We start from the raw sequence: 21,901 nt of genomic DNA, 5'->3' as shown, positions 1-21,901 counted from the left end.
TTGCAATTTAATATTTCTGTAAATGAATGGATTTTTTTTTAATTTGCTTCAATTTAAATTAAACTAAATAAATACCAAACGGTTCAAATGAAAAAGCAATGTTTGTCTTCACAAAAAGGCATCCATTCTTTGTAGCTTAATTTAGCTTTTATAAAAATATTTAAAAATGTACATCACCAGCATTGGATGCGCTCACAAGCAAAGACTCCTTACAAAAATTATACCGACTACCCTTATTCCGGTTTTATTGTTGCTTTTTTTAAGTTTTAGCAGCATGGCTCAGGAGCATCGTGAGTTCGTTGCCAAAAGCGGAGACGGAATATACAGTATCTTGAGGAAACATGATATCCCTCTTTCGTATGTTGATGAGTTCATTGAATTGAATAAAGAAAAACTTGGCAACAGCCACGAACTTAAAATTGGCTTTCGTTATAAATTACCGAATACCGAACAATCAGGTATTGTGGCAGAAGAAATCCTGGAAACCAAACCCCTGGCAAGCAAACTGCCTACTCGCCGTTTTCCGATATTTGGAGAAGCATCGCAGGATGTGATTATTGAAAACAACCTGCTGGGCAATGCCGTGTATTACCTGGTAGCAGGTCATGGAGGTCCCGACCCGGGAGCAGTGGCAAAATACAATGGCAAAACCCTGTGTGAAGATGAGTATGCCTACGACATTACCCTCAGGCTGGCCCGTCAGCTCCTATCGATGGGGGCCACGGTGTATATGATTACCCGCGATCCCGACGACGGCATCCGGAATGGCTGGTATTTGCAGCACGACAAGGATGAGCGTTGTTATCCCAATCTGGTCATTCCCATCAACCAGAATGCCAGGCTGCGGCAACGAAAAGACGCCGTGAATAAACTCTACAACCAATACCGCGGACGATATCAACGGCTGGTTGTCATCCATGTAGATTCGCGAAGCCAGGGCGAAAAAATCGATGTTTTCTTTTATCACGACAAACGCAGCAACGATGGTAAAAAACTGGCAGTCAGCATGCGGGATACTTTTGATAAGAAATACAATACCCACCAGCCCGGCCGGGGTTACAACGGCACTGTTTCGGCACGCAACCTGTACATGCTGAAATACTCGTGGCCGGTTGCCACCTTTATTGAACTGGGAAATATAAATCATCAACGCGACCTGCAGCGTTTCATCATCGAAGACAACCGCCAGGCACTTGCCAATTGGTTGGCCGAAGGAATCCTGCTTGATTATGAACGAAACCACTAAATACCCTTCGCCCCTGATCCTCTTCGACGGGGTGTGCAATCTTTGCAATGCTTCGGTTCAATTTATACTGAAACATGAAAAAGAACACGTTTTGCAATTTGCATCTCTTCAGCAGAAAGAAGCAGGTAAACGACTGGCTGCATTTGAAAGCAGTAAAATAAGCGATTCTGTTTTACTGATTGAAAAGGGGAAGCTGTACCAGGAATCAACTGCTGCACTTCGTATAGCACGCTATCTGAAAGGATATAATTTCTTCTATCTATTCATTGTAATACCTGCCTGGATCAGGGATCCGCTTTACCGCTTCATTGCGCGTAAACGTTACAGATGGTTTGGAAAAAGAGATGAATGCATGCTTCCACAGCCTCACCTGAAACACCGCTTTCTTTAGTAAATCAGTTCAAGGTCACCCGACTCAAAATTTCGATAAAGCCGCGACAGATGTCCCATGAAATTCCCCAGTTTCCAGACTGCTTTTTGCGTTCCTTCCGATACATCCTGTTGTTTCATTTTCAGCATCAGTATCAGATAAAGCGTATTCAGCACCACTTCAATGTCATTGTCCTTTTTCCCTGACTTCTGGCGCACCAGCTCAATGTCGGGTGCGATGTCCTGGTAAAGACGGATATACTCAGCATCGACCTGCTGACTTAGCAGGGCCTTGTGAAAATGATCAAGATCGTTGACCAGATTCACCAGAAACTGCATATGGCCGCTTTGCTGCTTTTGCTCCTTTTGCATCATCAGCACCAGATTGCTGTACCAGTCAACAATTTCCTTATGCTGTATATCATCTGCCTTGTACTGGCTGATCAAAACTTTTTCGATCTGGTTCATGTCGAATTGAAGCGCACGAATCATGTCTTCAATTTGCCACATGTATAAGATGTATTCTGAAATATTCTGCTTTCGTTTCTCGCGGGCTACAATCATTTATTCCTTTACTATTTTGTATGCAAATTGTTTTTGCTTCGTTGAAATATGGAGCAAATATAAGCCCTTTTTCAATGAAGAAAAATCAATCACGGTTTCCTGCCTGAAATTTCCCTGAAGCAAAAGTGAGCCCGACAGCCCCATCAGTCGATAGCTGCCAACTTCGTTGCTTGGCTCATTGTGCCGTATGGTCAAATGATTGATCACCGGATTCGGATATACCTGAAGCTGATTCAGCACTTCGTCGTCAACACCTGTTCCCTCGAGAAAGCGGAAAGGCAGTGCCGGCGCAGTGGTAGAAATGGTACCCGTAACATCCGTAAGGTAAATGCTGGTCCATTCAGGGCGTTCAACAGCATTGCTTTGAATCATCGAAGCCCAGTCCTGATCGGTAAGTCGTTTAAAGTTAGCAGTCACATTTTCGTGATACGACATAAAGGGACCGGTATAAGCAGTATAGTTTCCGCTTTCGCTGTTTTTAATAAGAAAAACCCCCAGATTAATTTTTCCTGTTCCGGTATGTAAAACTTTGCCCACAACATTTCCTATTTCATCGGTTGGCTGCGTATGTACATCAACAACAGGATAATCATGCTTGTTGATATCGTCGGTATTGGCAAAAAGCTGGTTGTACCAGCCTGAATAGGGTGGCGCACCACTGCCCCCGCCTTCAAACAACATCGATTGCAGCCAGCTTTTTTCTGCACTGGAAAAAGGCTGTCCTTCCAGCTCTTTCCGGGCCAGCACTTCCAGCTGATCCATAATTCCGGCAAAAACCGTGAAATAACTTTTTATTTGATTGAACTCCCAATAATCGCTTTCGATCTGTGAGAAAAACTCACCAGCTTCGCGGGTAAAAACAGCCAGGGCTGCATAAAATTCAGGATAGGGCTCCACATAACTGCAGGGATACGAACAGCCGATCATGCCGGTATACGAAGGTTTGGCATACAACAAATTATCGTGCCTCAACTGGCTCCATGATGCCAGCTGGGTATTCAGTTTTTGGTGATGCCATGCCGAAGTACGCATAAAAAATGGCAAATGGCTGTCGTCGTCAAGCGGGTTCAGTTGCCTGATAGCTCCCAACCAGCTGTTGTAATAGCTGGTGGTCCAGAAACTGTCAGACTGGTGATCGATCAGGTAGCGCATGTTGGCCAGATTGGGCCCGTAATGAAACGCATCGATCTGATCGGCCAGCAAATATGCAGCATCGCTGTTGCCTAGGGCAAACGCAGCTTCCAAAGGATCGGGCAGGCCCCTGAATACCTTTTTGCCCTCGTAAATAATTCGGTCGTATACCATGTTGGCCAGCACATACGAATCGATAATAAAACGCTGACCGCTGAGCCTGAAACTTAAAGGCAATTTATCGGGTTCACCTGCATCGGGGTTCGAAAAGAGCATTCCGCCCATGATCTTTTGCTCCAGCTCAGGATGCATGCTGATGCTTTGCTGCCAGTTGGCATACACTTTTGCATCGAGCAGATCGGTGGCTTTCGTAATTCCCTGTTCGTTAAGCAGCTGCTGCAAATCGCCGGGGGTAACATTGTCGCTCTCCCCTACCAGATAGTTAACGATGGTTTCATTCTGCTTGAAACGGGACAGCTCAACGGTGCCTTGCATCAGCTCATTAAGCAAAAGCGCCGTAATGTTCATCCTTTTGATTTCATCCGCTTCCCAGTTCAATTCCCATGGATTATTTACCGACGGAGTCATAAAAAACTCAATCCGCCCCAGCCACATCATCGTCCTGAAATAATTCTCAAGCGAAGGATAGCCCATGGCCTGGTCTGAGGGCGTATCGACATAATGCCCTCTGACTTTGAACTGAGAAAAGTCAATGCGCCGCTTTCTTTCCGTTTTACAGAAAAGCGATAATTCGCTAAAATTTTCAGAAGCGATGGCTGCCATTACCTCTTGAAACTGCTCATTGGTTGCCAGCCTGACCGGCTTATCTTCACCGCTTATTAAGGAATACGCAATGGTGAGATACAGATCGGCATCGGCCAGGCTTTCATCGATTCCCTTTCCTGCATAAACAGTCGCCATTGTCGGAAATTCGGAATACAAATCGGCCAGAAATTTTTCCAGATTATCGCGCATCAAAAAGCGCTCGGTACTTTTCAACAGGTAGCTGTAAGAGCTGTGTAAGGCATGTAAAATGGCATCGGTCGAGATAAATACCGGCAGGTCGTTGGCATAGATGGTGTGAAAAGCAGATCCAAAATTGGGATAGCTCATCCGTTCGCTCACAAAAAAGTGGTGATCGCTAAGCAGTTGTAATTCATCGCTGCTTAATGCCAGGCGTTCGCGGACTGAATCGAGCCATGCCACCTGCGACAAGGCCGGAGTACCGCCATATCCCTTATAATAATATTCAGCCGGGCGAGCATACACAAGCTGCAATTCATCGGAACCGATGACGGCATGTTGCGATTTAAACTGCTGATAAGCATCAAAGTCGATTTGGGCCTGAAGCGATAAGCCGATAGCAAGGCCTGACAGGAAAAGTAGAAGTGTTTTCATTGCTTCTGGTTTAGCGGGTTGAATCAAAATTACAAAACTTTCGCCTAACAGATTAACAATAAAGCTAAAAGGTTGCGTCGTAAAACGAAAAAAGTTTATTCGTCATCACCTGTAAAACGTTCCAGATCGCGTCGTTCCTTCTTCGTCGGCCTGCCGGTTCCCTTGCTGCGCTGCGTTCCCTGCATGTATTTCTGCATTTCGAGGATTTCAAGATTTGAAGCAGGAGTGACATCCTCCATAAAATCGGGAACCAGTTTGGCCCCCATCCGTTTTTCAGTAAGTACGAGCACCTTATAATGATAGGTAACCGGGCTTTTTTGCACATGAATCACCTCTCCTGCATGAAGCTCACGCGATGGTTTTGTGTTGATTCCATTGATACTTACCTTCCCCTTACGACAAGCTTCGGCAGCCATGCTGCGTGTTTTAAAAACCCTTACAGCCCAAAGCCACTTATCAATGCGTACCATAGTGCTCATCTATTTGTTATTAAAGAAGTTCATGGTTCGGTCGAGGCCAATGGTACCGAACGAGTGGATAATTTCAATCACCTTGTCCATCCGCTCGGGGAGCAAGGCTTCTTCTTCGGGGCTCCATTCGCCCAACACATAGTCGATTTGCTGCCCCTTGTTGAATTCATTTCCAATACCAAAACGAACACGGGCATAGTTGCTGGTTCCCAATATCTGGGTAATGTGCTTCAATCCGTTGTGGCCCGCATCACCGCCCTTACCCCGCATGCGTATGGCACCAAAGGGAAGAGCAATATCATCGACAATGATGAGCACATTTTCGAGCGGAATTTTTTCTTTCTGCATCCAGTAACGAACCGCATTTCCACTCAAATTCATATAGGTTGAAGGTTTAAGGAGTACAAAAGTTCGTCCCTTGAACTTGTATTCGACCATGGCACCATAGCGCCGGTTGATATCAAAAACAATATTGGACGCCCTTGCAAGAGCGTCCAATATTTTAAAGCCAATATTATGGCGGGTATTTTTGTATTCTTCTCCTATGTTTCCTAAACCTACAATTAAATATTTCATAATCATTCAGTTAATAGGATCTGATGTCTGGAATGTGCTCCAGCCATTTTGAGTCGAAATTACTTATTCAGCAGCTTCTTCTCCAGCTTCTGCTTCTGCTTCTTCTTCTTCCTCTTCACCCAACGATCCGGCTGAACGTGATGCACGGGTTACCATAACGCGCACAACAGGTACCGATTTGGCGTTCAGGAACTTCAAGGTTTCGGTTTCAATATCGCTAACACGGTAGCTTTGTCCCAGACCCAGTTTTGTTACATCAATGGTGATGGTATCGGGTAAGTCCTGTGGCAGGGCATATACAGTCAGACGACGCATTTCAAGCTGCAGTTTACCACCGGCACGAATACCTTTTGCAAATCCTTTGGTGGTAACCGGAATATTTACTTTCACCTTTTTGTCTTCCGAAACTTTCAGAAAATCGATGTGAAGTGGTTCATCGCTTACAGGATGGTATTGTACGTCCTGCATGATGGCCTGATGTTTTGTTCCATCAACATCAAGATTTACCAGATATACACTGGGAGTGTAAATCAGTTTGCGCAAGGCACTGAAATCACATGAAAAATGTACATTCTCTTCCAGACCGTAAAGTACACAAGGTACCTGTCCTTCATTTCTTAGTCTCTTCGACTCTTTTTTTCCAAGGTTTTCGCGAACCTTACCTACTAATTCGTATGTCTTCATAATGTTTAAAATTGTGGTACTCAGCCCTTCCTGCCTGTTATGCAGGACAAACCGCATACACATGTATAACTATTTATTTAAAGCGGTGCAAATATACAACAATCTGTTAAACTACAAGATTTCAGTAAAAGAAAAAACCATGTTGAAAGAAAGGATTGTCTCTCATACATGGTTCGTTATCATTTAATCTTCTTCCGTTTTACTGAATGTAGAAAGTACTGATCGACTTATAGTAATACACCTTATCGATCACATCGGCTAACAAGGGTGCCAATGATATGATTTTTATTTTATCAGATTCCTTCCTTAAAGGAATGGTATTGGTAAAATAAACTTCTTCGAGTGCTGAATTTTCAATGTTCTCGTATGCCGGGCCCGAAAGTACCGGATGGGTTGCAAAGGCCCTAACACTGTTGGCTCCTTTATCCATAAGCAAACCAGCTGCCTTTGTAATGGTTCCTGCGGTATCGATAATATCATCAACAAGAATGACATCCTTGCCTTTTACATCGCCAATTACGGTCATGTTTCCAACAACATTGGCCTTACTTCGGGTTTTATGACAGATCACCAGGTCGGTTTCGAGCAGCTTGGCGTAAGTGTTGGCACGCTTGGTTCCGCCCACATCGGGTGAAGCAATTACCACGTTGGGTAAGTTCATTTCTTTAATGTAAGGAACAAATAACGAAGATGCATACAGATGGTCAACCGGAACATTGAAGAAACCCTGAATCTGGTCGGCGTGCAGGTCAACGGCAATCAGGCGGTCGATGCCTGCGGTAGACAAAACATCGGCAGCCACTTTGGCACCAATCGATACGCGGGGTTTATCCTTTCGGTCCTGACGGGCATAACCCAGATAAGGAATAACAGCAATTACTTTGTAGGCTGAAGCCCTTTTAGCTGCATCAATCATTAAAAGCAGTTCCCACAAATTATCGGCCGAGGGAAATGTTGACTGAACAATGAAAACATAGGAACCTCGAATGGTTTCTTCAAAACAGGGTTCAAACTCACCGTCGCTGAAACGCGGGCACGATGATTTACCCATTTCGATGTTCAGATGTTTGCATATTTGTTCTGTGAGATAGGAAGTTGAGGTTCCTGTGAAAACCTTAAGCGGGGCTTTACGTGGCATGCTTTAAGAATTTTGTTTTGATTTGATGGCTCAAAAATATAAAATAAACCCTCTCATTCAACAGGGCCTGTTAATTTAGCTTGTTTCAATTTACAACTTTCTCCTAAAAAGGGGCCGCCTTTTTTCATGTTATTGATCAGCATTGTTTACCTTTTCAATAAAATCGAGTATTTCTTCACGTCCCAGACCGGTTTCAGCTGAGCTTTGAAACATGATGGGCGTTTCGGCCCAGGTTTCAAGTAATTTATCGGCATAGCGCTGTTCAAACTGATCCTGGTCGGTTTTATTCAGTTTATCAACCTTCGTAAATACAATCACAAAAGGAATCTGGTTCTCACCCAGCCACTGCATGAATTCAAGATCGTTGTTCTGGGGTTCAAGCCGGGCATCTATCAAAACAAAAATTCCATAGAGATTTTTTCGGTGAAGCAGGTACTTGCGAATGAACTGCTGCCATTTTTTCCGGTCACTTTTCGACGATTTAGCATAGCCGTATCCGGGTAAATCAACCAGGTACCATTGTCCATTGATGATAAAATGATTGATAAGGCGGGTTTTTCCTGGTTTCCCCGAAGTCATTGCCAGCTTCTTCTGGCCGGTTAACATATTGATTAATGATGACTTTCCGACATTTGAACGGCCAATAAATGCATACTCGGGTTTTGTCGAATTAGGACACTTATCGATATCGGTATTACTAATCACAAAACGGGCATCATGAATAATCATAAGAATTGTTATTGGGTGTAAACTTCAAGAAAAACTACTTTATCGTTCAGTGGCTCATAAACGATACTGCCAAGACTTGCAGGCAGGAGTATCGTTTCACCGGCCTTCACATGCGTTTTTTCACCATCGCGACTAACGAGGTTCATTGCACCCGCAGTGCAAATCACGATCACAAAGCTATCAATTGCATAATAGTCACGTTCGGCCTGACGTGTAAGTTCCAGCCGGTTGGTGGTGAAATACTCGCATGAAACCAGTTGAACAGGCTCGTTCTGTTTTGCTTCATATTCAACAAGTGGATTTTTCACCTTCGTGTAATCCATCACATCCAAAGCCATGTCGAGGTGCAAGTCGCGTCCCTTACCATTTTCATCTTTTCGATCGTAATCATAGATGCGATAAGTGATATCCGATGTTTGCTGAATTTCAGCAACCAAATTGCCCGAACAAATAGCGTGTACACGGCGTGCCGGAACAAAATAAACTGCTTCCTTACTTACCTTTTCGTAGTGAAATAGTTCGGTGAGACTTCCATCTTCGAGTTTCGCGATGAATTCATCCCGGTTGGTGTCGCGTTCAAAACCGGTAATTATTTGGCTGTCATCGGCAGCATCGAGCGCATACCACATTTCGGTTTTTCCGAAAGCATGATGACGCTCCCTGGCTTTACGATCGTCGGGGTGTACCTGAATCGATAAATCGGCATTGGCATCGATGAACTTAATCAAAAGAGGAAACTCATTCCCATACTTCCTGTAGTTTTTCTCACCTACCAGTTCATCCATGTAGATCTCCAGTAATTCCTGCAGGCTGTTACCTGCCAACGGACCGTTACTTAGCAGCGAAATGTCCCCCTCAACAGCCGACAACTCCCAGCTTTCACCAATATTTTTTCTGCCCTGAAAATCTTTTCCCAGTTGCGTTGCCAGCCGTGTTCCTCCCCAGATGCGTTCCTTGAGAATTGGCTCAAACTTTAACGGATATAAATTCATGTTGAATACTTAAAATTCGAAATCAACTGCAGCACGTTCAACGGTAATCTCCTTCACAAAATCAACCACTTTCATGTGCTCAGGATGAACCCGGTAAACATCCAGATCGGCCAGAGAATCGAAATGACTGATCAGGCACAAATCGTACGAAGGTGCTTCCAGTTCATGGTGCCTGCCAACTTCGATGTGCTTCAACTCCGGAATCGCTTTCTTCAGTGCCAGCAATTTCGATTTAAATGACTCAAGCGCTTGCTCCTTCTCCTGCGAATTGGCAAATTCTTTCAGCTTAAATAAAACAACATGATTGATCATTTTTCAGTATTTTTTGAAGTTTATTATTTGAAATCCCAAAGAAAACCTTGCAAAGATAGAGCAACAGGATTAAAACAAAGAATTTTAGTAAAAAGAATTGGCAGCCATTGCTTACAGTTAATAACTTGTACCTGCCAGCCAGCCAATCATCCGACCAAGCAGCAAACGATAATCCTCGTTGCTGAATGCATGTCCGTCGTGTCCAGGTTGAAGATAGATAACCGGTGAATTCTGGTAACGATGCACCCAGGCAATGACCTTTCCGCTGGCTTCATGATTGGTCAAAAGCAGTGGAACTACCTGAGGGAGCACTTCAAAATTACCATATACTTCATCGAAGAGTTCAAAGGATTTCAGGCCCCTTGTTACCGGATGGTCGTCATGCGCACTTTGCACCAGGAACTTTGTTTCGTGACGGTAGGTTGAATAGCCCGAAGGCGGTGTACCCTTGTATCGCTTTTCATCATAATACTTTCCACCCACAATTGTGCGGTATTCGTCCCACTGCTGATACGACAGCAAGGAATGGTGCAGAAAGAGAAGTGCTTTTCCATCTTCTGTCATTTTGAGCCAGGCTGCCTTTTCATCCTCGTTTATTTCCTGATACATATCGTAAAAAACCAGCACATCGTAGTCGTTCAGCTGCCTGCGCAAAATCATTTGATTGGCATCGGGCTGGGTCACATGTTTCCATGTCAGTCCATCCATTTCGTCGAATAGATTGAAAAAGGCTGCTTCTTCAAAACTTTTCCCTCCGGTAATCAGTAAAACCGAAATATCACCTGCTTTTAAGGTGGATGAAAAGAACAGAATGGCAACGAAAAAAATCCACTTCATGGTTTAAACTTTTAATTGATTCAACAAGCCAACTGAAAACAGCAGCACTATAGGAACGAATTCAGGCATTTTTTGTTAGAATTTCAGGCTCTTTTCTGATATTTTGCAATGGCAAGCACAAGCATCGTCACACCAAAAAGAAGCGCAAAAACAAGATGTGGCAAAATATCGGCCAGGGAAGAGCCTTTCAGTAAAACCATCCGGTTAACATCGATGAAATAACAAACCGGATTAAACCAATCGACAATCTGCGCCCATCGGGGCATGCTCTCAACCGGAGTAAAAATTCCACCCATCAATACAAAAATCATCATGATGAAATAGGCAATAAAGAGTACCTGCTGCTGAGAGTCGGCCATGGTTGAAATAAACAAACCTGCAGCCAAAATACCAACGAGATACACTGCTGCAAACAAGAACAGAACCAACAGGTTTCCCTCGATTGGCAAATCAAAAGCCACCCTGGCTATTATCAGGCCAAAAGCCAGATCGAGCAGACCAATGAACCAAAACGGAATCAGCTTCCCCGCAATCAGTTGGTATTTTTTAATGGGCGTAACATTCAGCTGCTCGGTGGTACCCAGCTCCTTCTCTTTTACAAGGTTCATTCCTGAAAGAAACATGCCGATGATGGTAACCAGGATCACCAGAATTCCGGGTGCCATGTAATGCTTGTAGTCGAGCGCCTTGTTGTACCAAAAACCAGCGTTGCTTTGTATACGTGAACCATTTGCTTCGAGCGGAACACCCAGGGTTTCGGCTACAATGTTTTTATTAAAACCAAGGACCACATTTTGTGCATACCCAACAGCAATTTCAGCAGCCGAACCGTTGATGGCATTCACAATCAACTGTAATTGCGCATGCTGCTCACGAGTGAGTTTACGTTCAAAATTGGCCGGTACGGTTATAATCAAATCGGCACGACCGGCTGCCAACCAATCTGTTGCTGTTTCACTATCGCTGACAATGCCCTGTACCTTAAAAAAAGGTGAACCGGAAAACTGATTATAAAGTGCGCGTGAGCTTTCACTCCGGTCGTGATCGACCATGATCAGCTTTGCATCTTTCAACTCAAAATTGGCAGCATACACCAAAATCAGCATTTGCAAAACCGGCACTACCAGAATAATGCCCAACATCCGGCGATCTCTCAGGATTTGTATCAGTTCCTTTTGCAAAAGGTAGAACAAGGTTCGCATGGTACTACATTTTATAATTTTAAGGGCAGATCATCTCCCTGATAAACCGGTTTCATGACAGCCTCACTTTGAATTTTTTCACACTCGCTACAACAATCAGCACACTCATTACAAGCAAAATGGACACTTCTTTCATAATTCCCATCCAGGTACTTCCCTTGAGCATAATGTCTTTTACAATGTCGTTGAACCAACGGGCCGGCATCAGGGCACTGAACCACTGCAAAACCAGGGGCATGTTTTCGATTGGAAAAATAAATCCCGAAAGCAGCAAAGTTGGCAGCATCAGCCCGATCATCGAAATAAACATGGCAATCAGCTGCGTGGGGGCGATGGTTGAAATCAGAATGCCAAGACTCAGCGAAAGAAAAATGAACAGAAAACAAACCAGCATCAGCAAACTCAGGCTTCCTGCCACCGGCATCTGAAATACCAGCGTGGCCATCAGTACAATCAGCACCGCATCGATAAAGGCCACAAGCAGGTATGGCGTTACCTTGCCCAGTATGATCTGAACCGGGCGCAGCGGTGAAACCAGCAATACTTCCATGGTACCCAGTTCTTTCTCACGGGTAATCGACACCGACGACATGATGGCCGAAACCAGCATCATGATCATTGCCATTAGTCCGGGTACAAACATGTAAACGCTTCGTACCTCTTCGTTGTAAAACATTCGGCTTTCGAGCTCAATTTGCATGGGCAGCTGCATTTTTCCAAATTCCTCTTCCTCTACCGAACGAATTACCTGGCTTGTGTAGGTGGTAATAAGTCGTGCCATATTGGGATCGCTGGCATCGACAAGCAGTTGTATTCCGGCACTTCCTTCACGTTCTGCTTTTTGTGCAAAGCCGGGTTCGAAAACCACTACTTCTTTGATTTTTCCGCGCCTGAAAATGGCTTCTACCCCATCGTCGTTGTCCAACTGATCAACAATGGAAAAGTAGGATGATGCTTCCAAGCGCCCGATAATTCTGGAACTCAGATAATCGTTTGAGCGATCGTAAACCGCAATCTTAACATCCTGAATTTCGGTTCGAATTACAAAACCAAAAAGCAGCATTTGTGAAATCGGTATACCCAAAATAACCAAAAGGGTACGCGGATCGCGCCAGATATGAAAAAACTCTTTTTTGATGAAACCGATAAAACTGATCATATTCGAATACTTCGTTTGTTCATACAATTTCCGGTCAAACCGGATCTTTTCATCACACAGCTCACTGATTAACCAGCATTTTTCCTGCGCGCCAATTGCAGAAATACCTCTTCCATACTGGAAACGCCATAGTGCCCGATCAGCTGACCGGGCGAATCGAGTGCTTCGATGCGGCCATCGACCATGATGGAAACCCGGTCGCAGTATTCGGCCTCATCCATGTAGTGCGTGGTAACAAAAATGGTGGTTCCACCCGCGGCGGCTTCGTAAATCATTTCCCAAAACTGACGCCGGGTAAGCGGATCCACTCCTCCGGTGGGCTCATCAAGAAATACAATTCCGGGACGATGCAAGATGGCCACCATAAAGGCGAGCTTTTGCTTCCAGCCAAGGGGCAAATCTTTTACCAGCTGATTTTTTATTCCGGGCATATCCAGGTGCTCCAGCAGTTCCTGCTGCCTTACCTTGCGCTCTCTGTAAGGAATTCCGTAAATTCCGCCATAAAAACGGATGTTTTCATTCACCGTTAAATCCTCGTAGAGCGAAAATTTCTGACTCATGTAGCCAATGGTCTTTTTTATTTTCTCGCTTTCGGTATAAACATCGAAACCATTGACCCATAGTTTACCCGAAGTGGGCTTCGACAAACCACACAAAATACGCATGGCCGTGGTTTTGCCTGCTCCGTTTGCTCCCAGAAAACCAAAAATCTCTCCCCGGTAAACATCGAAGGTGAGGTGATCGTTGGCTATAAAATGTCCAAATTTCTTAACCAATTCCTTTACCTCAATTATTTTATCCTGCTGCTTCATCATTTTTTCAGTTAGCTCATTGCTTTGCCATCAAATCCATAAACACGTCTTCGATATTCGAGAAATCCTCAAAAATTTCAGGACGATGCTTGCGTTCTTCCATAAATTGCAGAATATCTGCTTTTTGGGTTCGCTCACTGACCGTTAAATGAAGGTATCTGCCAAAAGGATATACCGAAACAGTTTGCGGCCAGCTCTTCAAATCGCACAATAAGCGATAGGTATCAGCGGCGCTCACCTTCCAAAGTACTTTTCCAAACTGTTTCACAATATTTTGCGGCGAATCGACCGACATAATCCGGCCCTGACCAATCAGGGCCACCCGCTCACAACGTGAAGCTTCGTCCATGTACGGGGTCGAAACAAAAATGGTAATTCCTTCGGATTTCAACCTGGCCAGCATGTTCCAGAATTCATTTCGCGAAACAGCATCAACTCCGGTGGTGGGCTCGTCAAGCACCAAAAGGTCGGGCTGATGAATCAGGGCACACGACAAGGCCAGTTTTTGTTTCATTCCACCTGACAGTTTTCCGGCCCTTCGGTTCTTAAAAGGAAGCAACTGCTTGTAAATTTCCTCAATAAGGTGAAAGTTATCCCGAATATTCACGCGATGAACCGATGCAAAAAACTGCAGATTTTCTTCCACTGTCAGGTCGTGATACAATGAAAAACGACCGGGCATGTAGCCAAGCATCTTTCTTATTTCACGATAATCCCTTACCACATCGTTTCCGGCAATTGTTGCAATTCCGCCATCGGGTATAAGCAAAGAAACCAACATGCGCATGAGTGTTGTCTTTCCGGCCCCATCGGGACCAATCAGACCAAACAACTCCCCTTTTTCCACCTTCAGTGAAACATCGGATAATGCTTCCCTTGAGCCGTATTTCTTCGATAAGTGCTTTACTCGAATCATCTTGAAAGTGCTATTTTATTTGCTCTTTTCCAGGTTCAGTGAACCTCATTTCTCCTGGCATACCCAGCTTCAGACGACCATCGTTCTTCACCCTGACTTTTGCAGCATAAACCAGTTTAACTCGTTCTTCCCTGGTTTGAATAATTTTCGGGGTAAACTCCGACTGTTCCGAAATCCACGAGATGATGCCGGGATATTCCAGCATTTCTCCATCGCTTCCATCGATATACACCTTAACCTTCTGTCCCAGTTCTACCTTATGAAGTTGTTGTCCCGACAAATAGCAACGAAAATCGAGCTCTCCCAGGCGGGCCATCTTGTACAATGGTTTACCCACTGTTGCCAGTTCACCTTTTTCAATGTAGCTTTCAAGCACCAGGCCTTCTCCGGGGCTGATGATGGCACATTTCGAAATTTGATCATCAAGTACATCTTTCTGTTTGCTCAACACGCCGACTTCGGCCCTTACGGCCTCAATCTGAGCTTCGGCTGCCAGTATTTGTTTCTCAATCATTCTGAGTTGTCCGGCTGCATCGTCGCGTTGCTGCGGTGTTGCTGCACCCCCTTCGATCATGTTGAGAATGCGCTGGTAATTGGTATTCACATTTTCCCATTGCTGTTTCTGAACTTCGATTTGTGCCCTGAGTTGTTTAATTTGAGAAAATACTGCCTGTTGACGACTCTTGATTTGTTCTTTCTGGAGAAACAGGGCCATGGTATCGATCTGTCCGAGTTGCTCGTCAGACGCTATCTCCTTTCCCTGCCTGATTACCGAAGCAACGAGCAGCCCGTTCCCCTGTGCCGAAACAATAAGGTCGTCGGCTTCAAAATGACCGTAGGCATCGGCCAGCCCGGCACGCCGGTCGCAGGATGTAAACGACAGGAAAAACAGTGCCAATGCGATGGCTACTAATCCATTGTTTTGATTTGTTCTCATAATTAAAGGCCTAAAAGTGAATTGTATTTTGTTTTTGCTTTCAAAAGCTGAATCTGATGAATTTCGCGATTGATTTTCGCAATGGTTTCGGCATTCAGGTCGCCCAGATAATCGCTGGCCGTGATGGTTCCGTTTTCAAGTTCCAGGGTGGCTGCCCTGAGAATATCCGCTCTCATTTTTAATACTTTAACATCGTAGTCGATAAGACTTTTCAGTTTTTCGATGTCTTCTTTTGTTTCACTTAAACTCAGCTCCACCTGCCGGATAAACTGCGCTCTTTCGATCTCAATCATTTCGCCTTGTACTGCATTGGCTTCAATACTTCGGCGCGTATTGTTCCAGTCGAATACTTTCCAGCTTAAGCCAACTCCCAGCACATAATAAGCATCCATGCTGTTGTTAAGCATATTCAGGCCCGGCTTTCCATATCCGGCCTGTGCAAATCCGAATAATTTAGGATAGCGCGAGCGCACAAGCAGCTCATTGGCTGCACCAAGTTGTTGTTGCTGTTTTGAGAACAATGAAAGCTCAGGTCGCAGCTCCCATCCCTCGTCAAGTGCAATATCGTCAGGTAAAAGCAGCTGAGCAGCCGTGAGCCGGGCACCTGTAGTTATGCTCATTGCCTCTTGCAAGGCCTGGCGCTGATGCCTTGCCTCCTGTATCTTTTGCTGCATATTCAGTTGTTCAACGGTCAATTGCAAACGATCTTTTTCGCGGATCATGCCAGCCTTAACCGCTGTTTCGGCTTTTGTAAGTTGCTGCTGCAAGACCTCGAATTGCTGCTGTAAAATGGCCTCGCTGCGTTCGCTTAATACCAGCATAAAAAAAAGATTTTCCACCATCAGGCTCAGTTGATGTGCCTCAACTTCAAGCTGCTGCTGACTGGTTTTCAGGCTGACATCATTCGCCATACGACGTGCCTTGTTGATCCCGCCATCCCAAATGATTTGCTTTAGCTCCAACCAGGCTTTGTACTGATCGTTTGATAAGGGTTCGAAGTTGAAACCAGGAACCGGCAGATCGAGTTCTATCACATCCGACTGGTAAGTGGCCTGTGCATGCACACTAACATCGGGCAACCAGGCTGAACCCGTATTTTCCTGTTCAATTTGATTGAGCTTTTCCAACAGGACCAAACGCTCCATACGGGGATAATTGGCAATGGCCATTTGCCTGCATTGTTCAAGAGTAAAAGACTGTTGTGCCCACATAAGCGGGCTTGAAAACAACATTAGCATAAAAAGTATACGAATCTTCATAGGGTGATATTTTAGAAATTATCATCAGGTGGCATGCCTTCAGAATGATGCCCCATACCCGACAGCAGGTCGATAAGGAAAGCAGTACGCTCATCCAAAAACTGACTATATTTCGCTTCGTTATTATCAAAAAACATCCGCTGAAAAAGCGGTCGTGCAATGTGTGGGAACAAACACATGCCCATCACATTGGCAATCATGTGCTGTGGAAAAAATTCGGTCTGTTCCGAAACAGGCAATTGCTGCTCAATTTTCCCGATGATATCGCGGGGCCTGATGTTCTGTGAACGAATCAAATCAGCCAGTTTGTCGGGGTGTTGCCATATTTCGTGAAAGAAAAACTGTGGTAAATAGGGATTCTCTTTGAAAATTGTATTATAAAACTCAATGAAGGTCCTCATCATGTTTTCGATTGACAGGTCGGACTGAAACGATTTGGCAAATTCAGGAATCATGACACTGATAATGTCCTGAAATACGGCGTCGAACAACTTGTCCTTCGATCGGAAATAATAATGCAGCAAGGCCTTGTTGATCCCGGCACGGTCGGCAATTTCCTGCATACGTGCCCCCTCCAGTCCTTTCTCAATAAACACCTCATGAGCAGCACTGATGATTTTTTTTTCTGTTTCCTGTTTTACGCCCTTCATTTTAACTTTAACTATTTGGTTAAACTTTTTGGTAAAATTAGAAAACAGAAATAGCAAATCAAATACCTGGATGAAAATTTTTAACCGGATGGTTAAATTATGGGCTTGAAAAGAAGAAACCTATTTTTCGGGAGATGAGGGAGAATAAACTTTATACACCACATCTAATTCGTTACTCAGTGCTTCCAGTTCTTTTTCATTCTCAGCCCAACGGATTGTCTTTCTGATTCGGCTAAGGCTTTGTGGTGTAATATTCAAATACGAAGAAATATCTTTTAACTCACAATACTTTACTACTGCCGGGTACTCACGCAAAAACTGTTTATATCGTTTCTCTGCACTCATAGTACGAAGCAAAGCAACTTTATAGTGCGTCATTGCCAGGTAGTTAGCCACACCCATTGTTGCAAATTTTGCCAAATCGAGATTTGAGAAAATCATAGGAATAAAATGCTCGGCAGGAAACTCAATAAATTCGCAATCAGTTAATGCTTCCAAAGTAATTCGGGAAGGTTTGTTATTTAAAAAAGAGACTGTTTCACTGAGGATAATGGGCGCTATTCTAAAGTCATATACAAATGATTTTCCATTAAAATGGTCTTCGCATTTCACAATTCCTTTTCCCAAAAATCGAACAGCACGTTCTACACGCATATAATCAAGCAACCTAGTTCCTTTTTCAACCTTATAAAAACGCATAATACTGCACATCTGATCCCATGTAGCTTCAGAAACAGGACTGGTTACTTTTATAAACTCATATAATTGGGTTTGGTATCTTATAAAATCATCTTGGTCGAGCGACGTCATGGTATCAGAATTATTAAGTTTTAAAAATAAAAAAAATTACCATTTGTTAAGCCACTATTTATCATATGTTAAATATAAATTTTCTATTTCTAAATACATTTGTGTTTACAAATTCTAACACAAAATGCAAAAACATATTTATTTTCCAAACTCGTATTGCACAAGGCTACAGATAAAGCGAGTAAAAAAACCATTAATCAACGACAAAAATTTTAAAATAAACCACTAAGACAATATTTATGAAAAAATGGATTTATGTATTGCTTACAGGTCTGGTTCTCATCTTGCAGGGCTGTAATGAAACCGAGTATGTTTTATCAGCACCGCAACTCGAATTTACGGTAGTAACCGATAACATGGTTTTTGTTGAAGGCGCAACAGTGACACTTTACAACACCAAAGAAGATTGGACAAACAGAGAGCATGCCGTTCAGTCTCTACCAACCGATTCAAAAGGACAGGTATTTTTTCAAGATCTAAACGAACAGAAGTATTACTTTTTTGTACAGAAAGGAGAAATGAATAACCTGGCGGACATTGCTGCAACAGCCGAATCACTACAAATGGGGCAATTATCTCAACTCCTGGTTAAGATTATGGAGAACCCGTTTTAATCCTGCAATCATAAAAAATAATACGCGATGAAAAACATAAAAAATTATACAGTAAATTTTCTCACAGTTCTATTTTTTCTGCTATTCTTTTCTTCGTGCGAGAAAGAAGTCATTATAGAAGATCCAACACCTGTTTATGATCATGGAGAACGCTTAATATTAAACAATGATTTGCTTATTCTGGACAACAGCGAATTAACATTCGGGGGACAGCAGGGGGTTTCATATGACGACGCAACAGAAGTTTTAAAATTTGATGAAGCGGGGATAATCGATGAGCTCGAAACTGATCTCGACACAGGCATGGTTTTGCTTATTAAAATGGAGAAGGATGTGCTTCTCAGAAAAATTACTGAAGTAACAAAAAATGGAGGCGAATATGAGCTTAAAACCAGCCCGGGGTCAATTTCACATATTTTTGATAATGCACGTTTAAATTTCGATTTTAGTCCCGATTACAGTTACAAAAAGATGCAATCAATGCGTTTGAGCACAATGAATGATGAAGAACTAAGTGCAGCCCTGACCGATAAGGATAAGCGCATACATCCCAGTGAAATAAGCATGAAAATCGGAGGAAAAAAAGAACTTCTGTTTTCAGTGAGTAAAGAAATGTATTTGCCTGCAAGCAAATCAGCAAGTATGGAACAATCTTTCAATGAAAACAACAAGGTTGGGTTCAGCCACCAATTCGATGATCCGTTCTCAATACCTTTGCATGGTCCCGTTGAATTAGTACTTGAAGATTTTGGCTTTTCATGGTATTCAAAGCTAAGCGCCGAGTACAGCAAGAGTATTGGGTTTACATCTCAGTCAGCCAGTTTTAAAGTGATCGCATCAGATATGGATATTGAAGCCTGGTTTGATGCCGCGTTGATTGCCGAAGGTGAAGTGCCGCTGGTAAACGACGAATCACAACTGCTTCTGCCGGTAGTTATCCAATTTACATTTCCGGTAGCAACAATTCCGGTAGTTATTGATGTTGAATTTGCACTTAATCTGGGTACAGAAATCACCTTGGACGGAAAAGCAAGAATTTCTTCGGGATATACAGTAAAATATAATATCCCCCGCTTTGAGATTGGGGCCCATGCACATCATTGGGACAACTGGAAAGGAGATCATCTTGACTGGGGACCGGTATTTAATTACGAAAAAGGCCACATTAGCGACCAACACTTCCACCCTTTAACAATTGAAGCGATGGCTACCTTAAAACAGGTTTATACCATAAAACCAACAATGGGCTTTGCTATCTATGCAGTGGCTGGTCCGGAGATTAACATGGCCATTGGAGCCGAGTATGATTTTAGTGTTGGTGCAGGTGCACGGTTTGATGTAGAAGGAACTAAAGCTCCCGAAACATACATTGGATGGGGAGCGAACCTGGCTTCCAGAATTGGAATCGGTGGCGGAGCATGGATCGACCTTAAGGTGGTTAATAAACATTGGGATATACCTACCCTGCCCGTCCTTCCAAATATTCCTATCTGGCACACTCCGGAATCAATGGAGAAAAAGTCGGATAATGATTTTGCCCAAACGATCGTTGGAGCGTCAAAAGAAGTGGAAGTGGAAGTTAAAGACTCCTGGACCTTACCTGCCCCGGCGATGTTTGTTGAGTGGGTTTCAGACGGCGGAGGATACTGGGAATATCCGATTACACTATCCGGTTTGGGAACCACAAAAAACACATGGCACCCAACAGAAGCCGGCGAATTTGCACCCTATTGCTATGTCAAAAATGGTTCATTGGAAGAAAAGGGCAGGGTAACCTTTAATACCACAACCAAGGCAAATTAGAAAATTGCCGTAGTAAGTAAAATGAGCTGTCTTAAATGAAAAGACAGCTCATTTTGTTATTGTGCAATACATCATGGCAATCATTTGCGTCCACTAAGATATAAGCTGGCAGCCCTTTTAAAAAACCGCCTGTCAGGTCTACTTTTAGTTTTCATCATCAAAAAAAGTAAGACATCAGTAAAAGTAAAGAATTTAGTCAGCAACCAACTTAATAACAAGAACATAAAGTGTTTATACATTATCGACTCATCCACGCTATCGCCTTTTAAGGACAGCAAAATCAATGAAGTTTTTGTTTTCGGGACAACGTTGAAATAGAAAAATAATTTTTAATTTCGCCTTTCATACCATAGCCAATGGCCATTAAAATTGCATTGATCCTTTCTGTTGTGCTACAATTTGGGGCAGCCATCATCGCACTCTCGCTGACAAGACGCACACGCACCAACATAGCCTGGTGGCTCATCTCATTCGGATTCTTACTCATGGCATTCCGAAGATTATTTGAGATTTTCATGGTTTATGACATCGAAAACCGCTTTACTTCACAAATGTTAAGCAGCTGGACCGGAGTAATGGTTTCATTACTCATGTTGTTAAGTCTGGCCTTTGTAAGGCGAATCTTCAACATTCAGCAACAACTTGACGGCTTGAGAAAGGAAAATGAGGCCAGGGTGCTTTCGGCCATTATCAAAACAGAGGAAAAAGAACGTCAGCATTTTGCAAAGGAACTGCACGATGGACTGGGTCCCTTGCTTGCTGCCGTAAAAATGGCTATTTCATCAAGACGCAAAACCTATGAATTCAAAGATCAGGTCATTGAAAACGCAGAGAAATTAATTGACGAATCAGTGCTTACCCTAAAGGAAATTTCAAATAAGCTAAGTCCTCACATCCTCAATAACTTTGGATTAGACAAAGCAATTCACTCGTTTATTAGTAATCTGAAAATCATTGACAAACCAAAAATAAAATTGAAAAGCAACCTGGAAAACAAGCGTTTTAGTTACAACATTGAAGTGCTGCTTTACCGAGTTGTTTGTGAATTGCTAACCAACACCCTGAAACACGCCGAAGCAAACAATGTATACATTGACCTGCTTCTGGAGGATCATCAAATAATGGTCAACTATATCGATGATGGCATCGGATGTCCCGACTATGAGCAGATCAATGGCTCAGGTCAGGGCTTTACCAACATCCGTTCTCGCATACAATCGATCAATGGTGAATATCAATTCTACAGTAGTCCGAACGAAGGAATAAGAGTCGTCATAAGCATTCATCTCTAAT

At 43.4% G+C, this 21,901-nt stretch carries 23 protein-coding genes; 5 read left to right on the top strand and 18 right to left on the bottom strand.

What is annotated here, in order from left to right; all coding sequences use genetic code 11:
* The first annotated feature begins 166 nt into the window (after window positions 1-166).
* Together FHS86_RS10595 and FHS86_RS10590 are read left to right on the top strand one after the other, a co-directional pair.
* A complete protein-coding gene (locus FHS86_RS10595; RefSeq protein WP_429413098.1) occupies window positions 167-1,246 on the top strand; it encodes an N-acetylmuramoyl-L-alanine amidase family protein in 1,080 nt (359 codons plus the stop codon).
* Window positions 1,230-1,637: a thiol-disulfide oxidoreductase DCC family protein gene (locus tag FHS86_RS10590; protein WP_429413096.1), complete on the top strand. Its 408-nt coding sequence runs from the start codon at window positions 1,230-1,232 to the stop codon at window positions 1,635-1,637. Before FHS86_RS10595 ends, FHS86_RS10590 begins: the two co-directional genes overlap by 17 nt.
* On the opposite strand, the gene FHS86_RS10585 is transcribed toward FHS86_RS10590, so the two are convergent.
* The 18 genes from FHS86_RS10585 to FHS86_RS10500 all read right to left on the bottom strand — a co-directional run bounded on the left by FHS86_RS10585 (window position 1,634) and on the right by FHS86_RS10500 (window position 18,191).
* Window positions 1,634-2,179 (bottom strand): DUF4924 family protein, encoded by a 546-nt coding sequence (locus FHS86_RS10585; RefSeq protein WP_429413094.1) that lies wholly within the window; start codon window positions 2,177-2,179, stop codon window positions 1,634-1,636. The genes FHS86_RS10590 and FHS86_RS10585 overlap by 4 nt on opposite strands.
* Window positions 2,180-4,708: a DUF3160 domain-containing protein gene (locus tag FHS86_RS10580; protein WP_429413092.1), complete on the bottom strand. Its 2,529-nt coding sequence runs from the start codon at window positions 4,706-4,708 to the stop codon at window positions 2,180-2,182.
* A 95-nt stretch (window positions 4,709-4,803) separates the two neighbouring features.
* Complete coding sequence (locus FHS86_RS10575; protein ID WP_429413090.1) at window positions 4,804-5,187, bottom strand: RNA-binding S4 domain-containing protein; 384 nt, start codon at window positions 5,185-5,187, stop codon at window positions 4,804-4,806.
* Window positions 5,188-5,754 carry an aminoacyl-tRNA hydrolase gene (gene pth, locus FHS86_RS10570; RefSeq protein WP_429413088.1) on the bottom strand — a complete coding sequence of 189 codons (567 nt, stop codon included), beginning with the start codon at window positions 5,752-5,754 and terminating at the stop codon, window positions 5,188-5,190.
* 63 nt (window positions 5,755-5,817) lie between these two features.
* Window positions 5,818-6,438, bottom strand: coding sequence for a 50S ribosomal protein L25/general stress protein Ctc (locus FHS86_RS10565; RefSeq protein ID WP_429413086.1), 621 nt, complete (start codon window positions 6,436-6,438; stop codon window positions 5,818-5,820).
* Window positions 6,439-6,637: 199 nt separating this feature from the next.
* Complete coding sequence (locus FHS86_RS10560) at window positions 6,638-7,576, bottom strand: ribose-phosphate pyrophosphokinase (protein ID WP_429413084.1); 939 nt, start codon at window positions 7,574-7,576, stop codon at window positions 6,638-6,640.
* Between the two features lie 129 nt (window positions 7,577-7,705).
* Entirely contained in the window at window positions 7,706-8,305 is a 600-nt protein-coding gene (gene yihA / locus FHS86_RS10555) for a ribosome biogenesis GTP-binding protein YihA/YsxC (RefSeq protein WP_429413082.1), read from the bottom strand.
* An 8-nt stretch (window positions 8,306-8,313) separates the two neighbouring features.
* The gene (locus tag FHS86_RS10550; protein WP_429413080.1) at window positions 8,314-9,297 is read right to left on the bottom strand and encodes a type I phosphomannose isomerase catalytic subunit; all 984 of its coding nucleotides are present in this window, start codon (window positions 9,295-9,297) and stop codon (window positions 8,314-8,316) included.
* 9 nt (window positions 9,298-9,306) lie between these two features.
* Window positions 9,307-9,609 carry a Dabb family protein gene (locus FHS86_RS10545; RefSeq protein ID WP_429413078.1) on the bottom strand — a complete coding sequence of 101 codons (303 nt, stop codon included), beginning with the start codon at window positions 9,607-9,609 and terminating at the stop codon, window positions 9,307-9,309.
* A gap of 117 nt (window positions 9,610-9,726) precedes the next feature.
* Window positions 9,727-10,446: a ThuA domain-containing protein gene (locus tag FHS86_RS10540; RefSeq protein WP_429413076.1), complete on the bottom strand. Its 720-nt coding sequence runs from the start codon at window positions 10,444-10,446 to the stop codon at window positions 9,727-9,729.
* Between the two features lie 83 nt (window positions 10,447-10,529).
* The gene (locus FHS86_RS10535) at window positions 10,530-11,648 is read right to left on the bottom strand and encodes an ABC transporter permease (protein ID WP_429413074.1); all 1,119 of its coding nucleotides are present in this window, start codon (window positions 11,646-11,648) and stop codon (window positions 10,530-10,532) included.
* Window positions 11,649-11,700: 52 nt separating this feature from the next.
* On the bottom strand, window positions 11,701-12,807 hold the full coding sequence (locus FHS86_RS10530) for an ABC transporter permease (protein ID WP_429413072.1): 1,107 nt from the start codon (window positions 12,805-12,807) through the stop codon (window positions 11,701-11,703).
* 68 nt (window positions 12,808-12,875) lie between these two features.
* Entirely contained in the window at window positions 12,876-13,622 is a 747-nt protein-coding gene (locus tag FHS86_RS10525) for an ABC transporter ATP-binding protein (protein ID WP_429413070.1), read from the bottom strand.
* A 13-nt stretch (window positions 13,623-13,635) separates the two neighbouring features.
* Window positions 13,636-14,535, bottom strand: coding sequence for an ABC transporter ATP-binding protein (locus FHS86_RS10520; RefSeq protein ID WP_429413068.1), 900 nt, complete (start codon window positions 14,533-14,535; stop codon window positions 13,636-13,638).
* Between the two features lie 10 nt (window positions 14,536-14,545).
* The gene (locus tag FHS86_RS10515; protein WP_429413067.1) at window positions 14,546-15,472 is read right to left on the bottom strand and encodes an HlyD family secretion protein; all 927 of its coding nucleotides are present in this window, start codon (window positions 15,470-15,472) and stop codon (window positions 14,546-14,548) included.
* Window positions 15,473-15,474: 2 nt separating this feature from the next.
* Window positions 15,475-16,731: a TolC family protein gene (locus FHS86_RS10510; protein ID WP_429413065.1), complete on the bottom strand. Its 1,257-nt coding sequence runs from the start codon at window positions 16,729-16,731 to the stop codon at window positions 15,475-15,477.
* Between the two features lie 11 nt (window positions 16,732-16,742).
* Window positions 16,743-17,381, bottom strand: a complete 639-nt coding sequence (locus tag FHS86_RS10505) for a TetR/AcrR family transcriptional regulator (protein WP_429413063.1) — start codon at window positions 17,379-17,381, stop codon at window positions 16,743-16,745.
* 120 nt (window positions 17,382-17,501) lie between these two features.
* Window positions 17,502-18,191, bottom strand: coding sequence for a Crp/Fnr family transcriptional regulator (locus tag FHS86_RS10500; protein WP_429413061.1), 690 nt, complete (start codon window positions 18,189-18,191; stop codon window positions 17,502-17,504).
* A gap of 239 nt (window positions 18,192-18,430) precedes the next feature.
* On the opposite strand from FHS86_RS10500, the gene FHS86_RS10495 reads away from it, so the two are divergent.
* The 3 genes from FHS86_RS10495 (at window position 18,431) to FHS86_RS10485 (ending at window position 21,900) form a co-directional block, all read left to right on the top strand.
* Entirely contained in the window at window positions 18,431-18,805 is a 375-nt protein-coding gene (locus FHS86_RS10495; RefSeq protein ID WP_429413059.1) for a hypothetical protein, read from the top strand.
* Window positions 18,806-18,832: 27 nt separating this feature from the next.
* Entirely contained in the window at window positions 18,833-20,608 is a 1,776-nt protein-coding gene (locus FHS86_RS10490; RefSeq protein ID WP_429413057.1) for a hypothetical protein, read from the top strand.
* Window positions 20,609-20,964: 356 nt separating this feature from the next.
* Window positions 20,965-21,900, top strand: coding sequence for a sensor histidine kinase (locus FHS86_RS10485; RefSeq protein WP_429413055.1), 936 nt, complete (start codon window positions 20,965-20,967; stop codon window positions 21,898-21,900).
* The last annotated feature ends 1 nt before the right edge of the window (window position 21,901 follow it).

The sequence above is a fragment of the Roseimarinus sediminis genome, assembly GCF_050433125.1.
Classification (GTDB): domain Bacteria; phylum Bacteroidota; class Bacteroidia; order Bacteroidales; family Prolixibacteraceae; genus Roseimarinus; species Roseimarinus sediminis.
This window is presented reverse-complemented; position numbering and strand designations above follow the sequence as displayed.

Bases quoted from the DNA above. Each gene is read 5' to 3' on its own strand.
- FHS86_RS10580 (WP_429413092.1), bottom strand. From the start codon at position 4,708: ATGAAAACACTTCTACTTTTCCTGTCAGGCCTTGCTATCGGCTTATCG.
- FHS86_RS10515 (WP_429413067.1), bottom strand. From the start codon at position 15,472: ATGAGAACAAATCAAAACAATGGATTAGTAGCCATCGCATTGGCACTG.
- FHS86_RS10490 (WP_429413057.1), top strand. From the start codon at position 18,833: ATGAAAAACATAAAAAATTATACAGTAAATTTTCTCACAGTTCTATTT.
- FHS86_RS10505 (WP_429413063.1), bottom strand. From the start codon at position 17,381: ATGAAGGGCGTAAAACAGGAAACAGAAAAAAAAATCATCAGTGCTGCT.
- pth (WP_429413088.1), bottom strand. From the start codon at position 5,754: ATGAAATATTTAATTGTAGGTTTAGGAAACATAGGAGAAGAATACAAA.
- FHS86_RS10530 (WP_429413072.1), bottom strand. From the start codon at position 12,807: ATGATCAGTTTTATCGGTTTCATCAAAAAAGAGTTTTTTCATATCTGG.
- FHS86_RS10495 (WP_429413059.1), top strand. From the start codon at position 18,431: ATGAAAAAATGGATTTATGTATTGCTTACAGGTCTGGTTCTCATCTTG.
- FHS86_RS10590 (WP_429413096.1), top strand. From the start codon at position 1,230: ATGAACGAAACCACTAAATACCCTTCGCCCCTGATCCTCTTCGACGGG.
- FHS86_RS10485 (WP_429413055.1), top strand. From the start codon at position 20,965: ATGGCCATTAAAATTGCATTGATCCTTTCTGTTGTGCTACAATTTGGG.
- FHS86_RS10585 (WP_429413094.1), bottom strand. From the start codon at position 2,179: ATGATTGTAGCCCGCGAGAAACGAAAGCAGAATATTTCAGAATACATC.
- FHS86_RS10565 (WP_429413086.1), bottom strand. From the start codon at position 6,438: ATGAAGACATACGAATTAGTAGGTAAGGTTCGCGAAAACCTTGGAAAA.
- FHS86_RS10560 (WP_429413084.1), bottom strand. From the start codon at position 7,576: ATGCCACGTAAAGCCCCGCTTAAGGTTTTCACAGGAACCTCAACTTCC.
- FHS86_RS10520 (WP_429413068.1), bottom strand. From the start codon at position 14,535: ATGATTCGAGTAAAGCACTTATCGAAGAAATACGGCTCAAGGGAAGCA.
- yihA (WP_429413082.1), bottom strand. From the start codon at position 8,305: ATGATTATTCATGATGCCCGTTTTGTGATTAGTAATACCGATATCGAT.
- FHS86_RS10510 (WP_429413065.1), bottom strand. From the start codon at position 16,731: ATGAAGATTCGTATACTTTTTATGCTAATGTTGTTTTCAAGCCCGCTT.
- FHS86_RS10535 (WP_429413074.1), bottom strand. From the start codon at position 11,648: ATGCGAACCTTGTTCTACCTTTTGCAAAAGGAACTGATACAAATCCTG.
- FHS86_RS10595 (WP_429413098.1), top strand. From the start codon at position 167: ATGTACATCACCAGCATTGGATGCGCTCACAAGCAAAGACTCCTTACA.
- FHS86_RS10500 (WP_429413061.1), bottom strand. From the start codon at position 18,191: ATGACGTCGCTCGACCAAGATGATTTTATAAGATACCAAACCCAATTA.
- FHS86_RS10550 (WP_429413080.1), bottom strand. From the start codon at position 9,297: ATGAATTTATATCCGTTAAAGTTTGAGCCAATTCTCAAGGAACGCATC.
- FHS86_RS10525 (WP_429413070.1), bottom strand. From the start codon at position 13,622: ATGATGAAGCAGCAGGATAAAATAATTGAGGTAAAGGAATTGGTTAAG.
- FHS86_RS10575 (WP_429413090.1), bottom strand. From the start codon at position 5,187: ATGAGCACTATGGTACGCATTGATAAGTGGCTTTGGGCTGTAAGGGTT.
- FHS86_RS10545 (WP_429413078.1), bottom strand. From the start codon at position 9,609: ATGATCAATCATGTTGTTTTATTTAAGCTGAAAGAATTTGCCAATTCG.
- FHS86_RS10540 (WP_429413076.1), bottom strand. From the start codon at position 10,446: ATGAAGTGGATTTTTTTCGTTGCCATTCTGTTCTTTTCATCCACCTTA.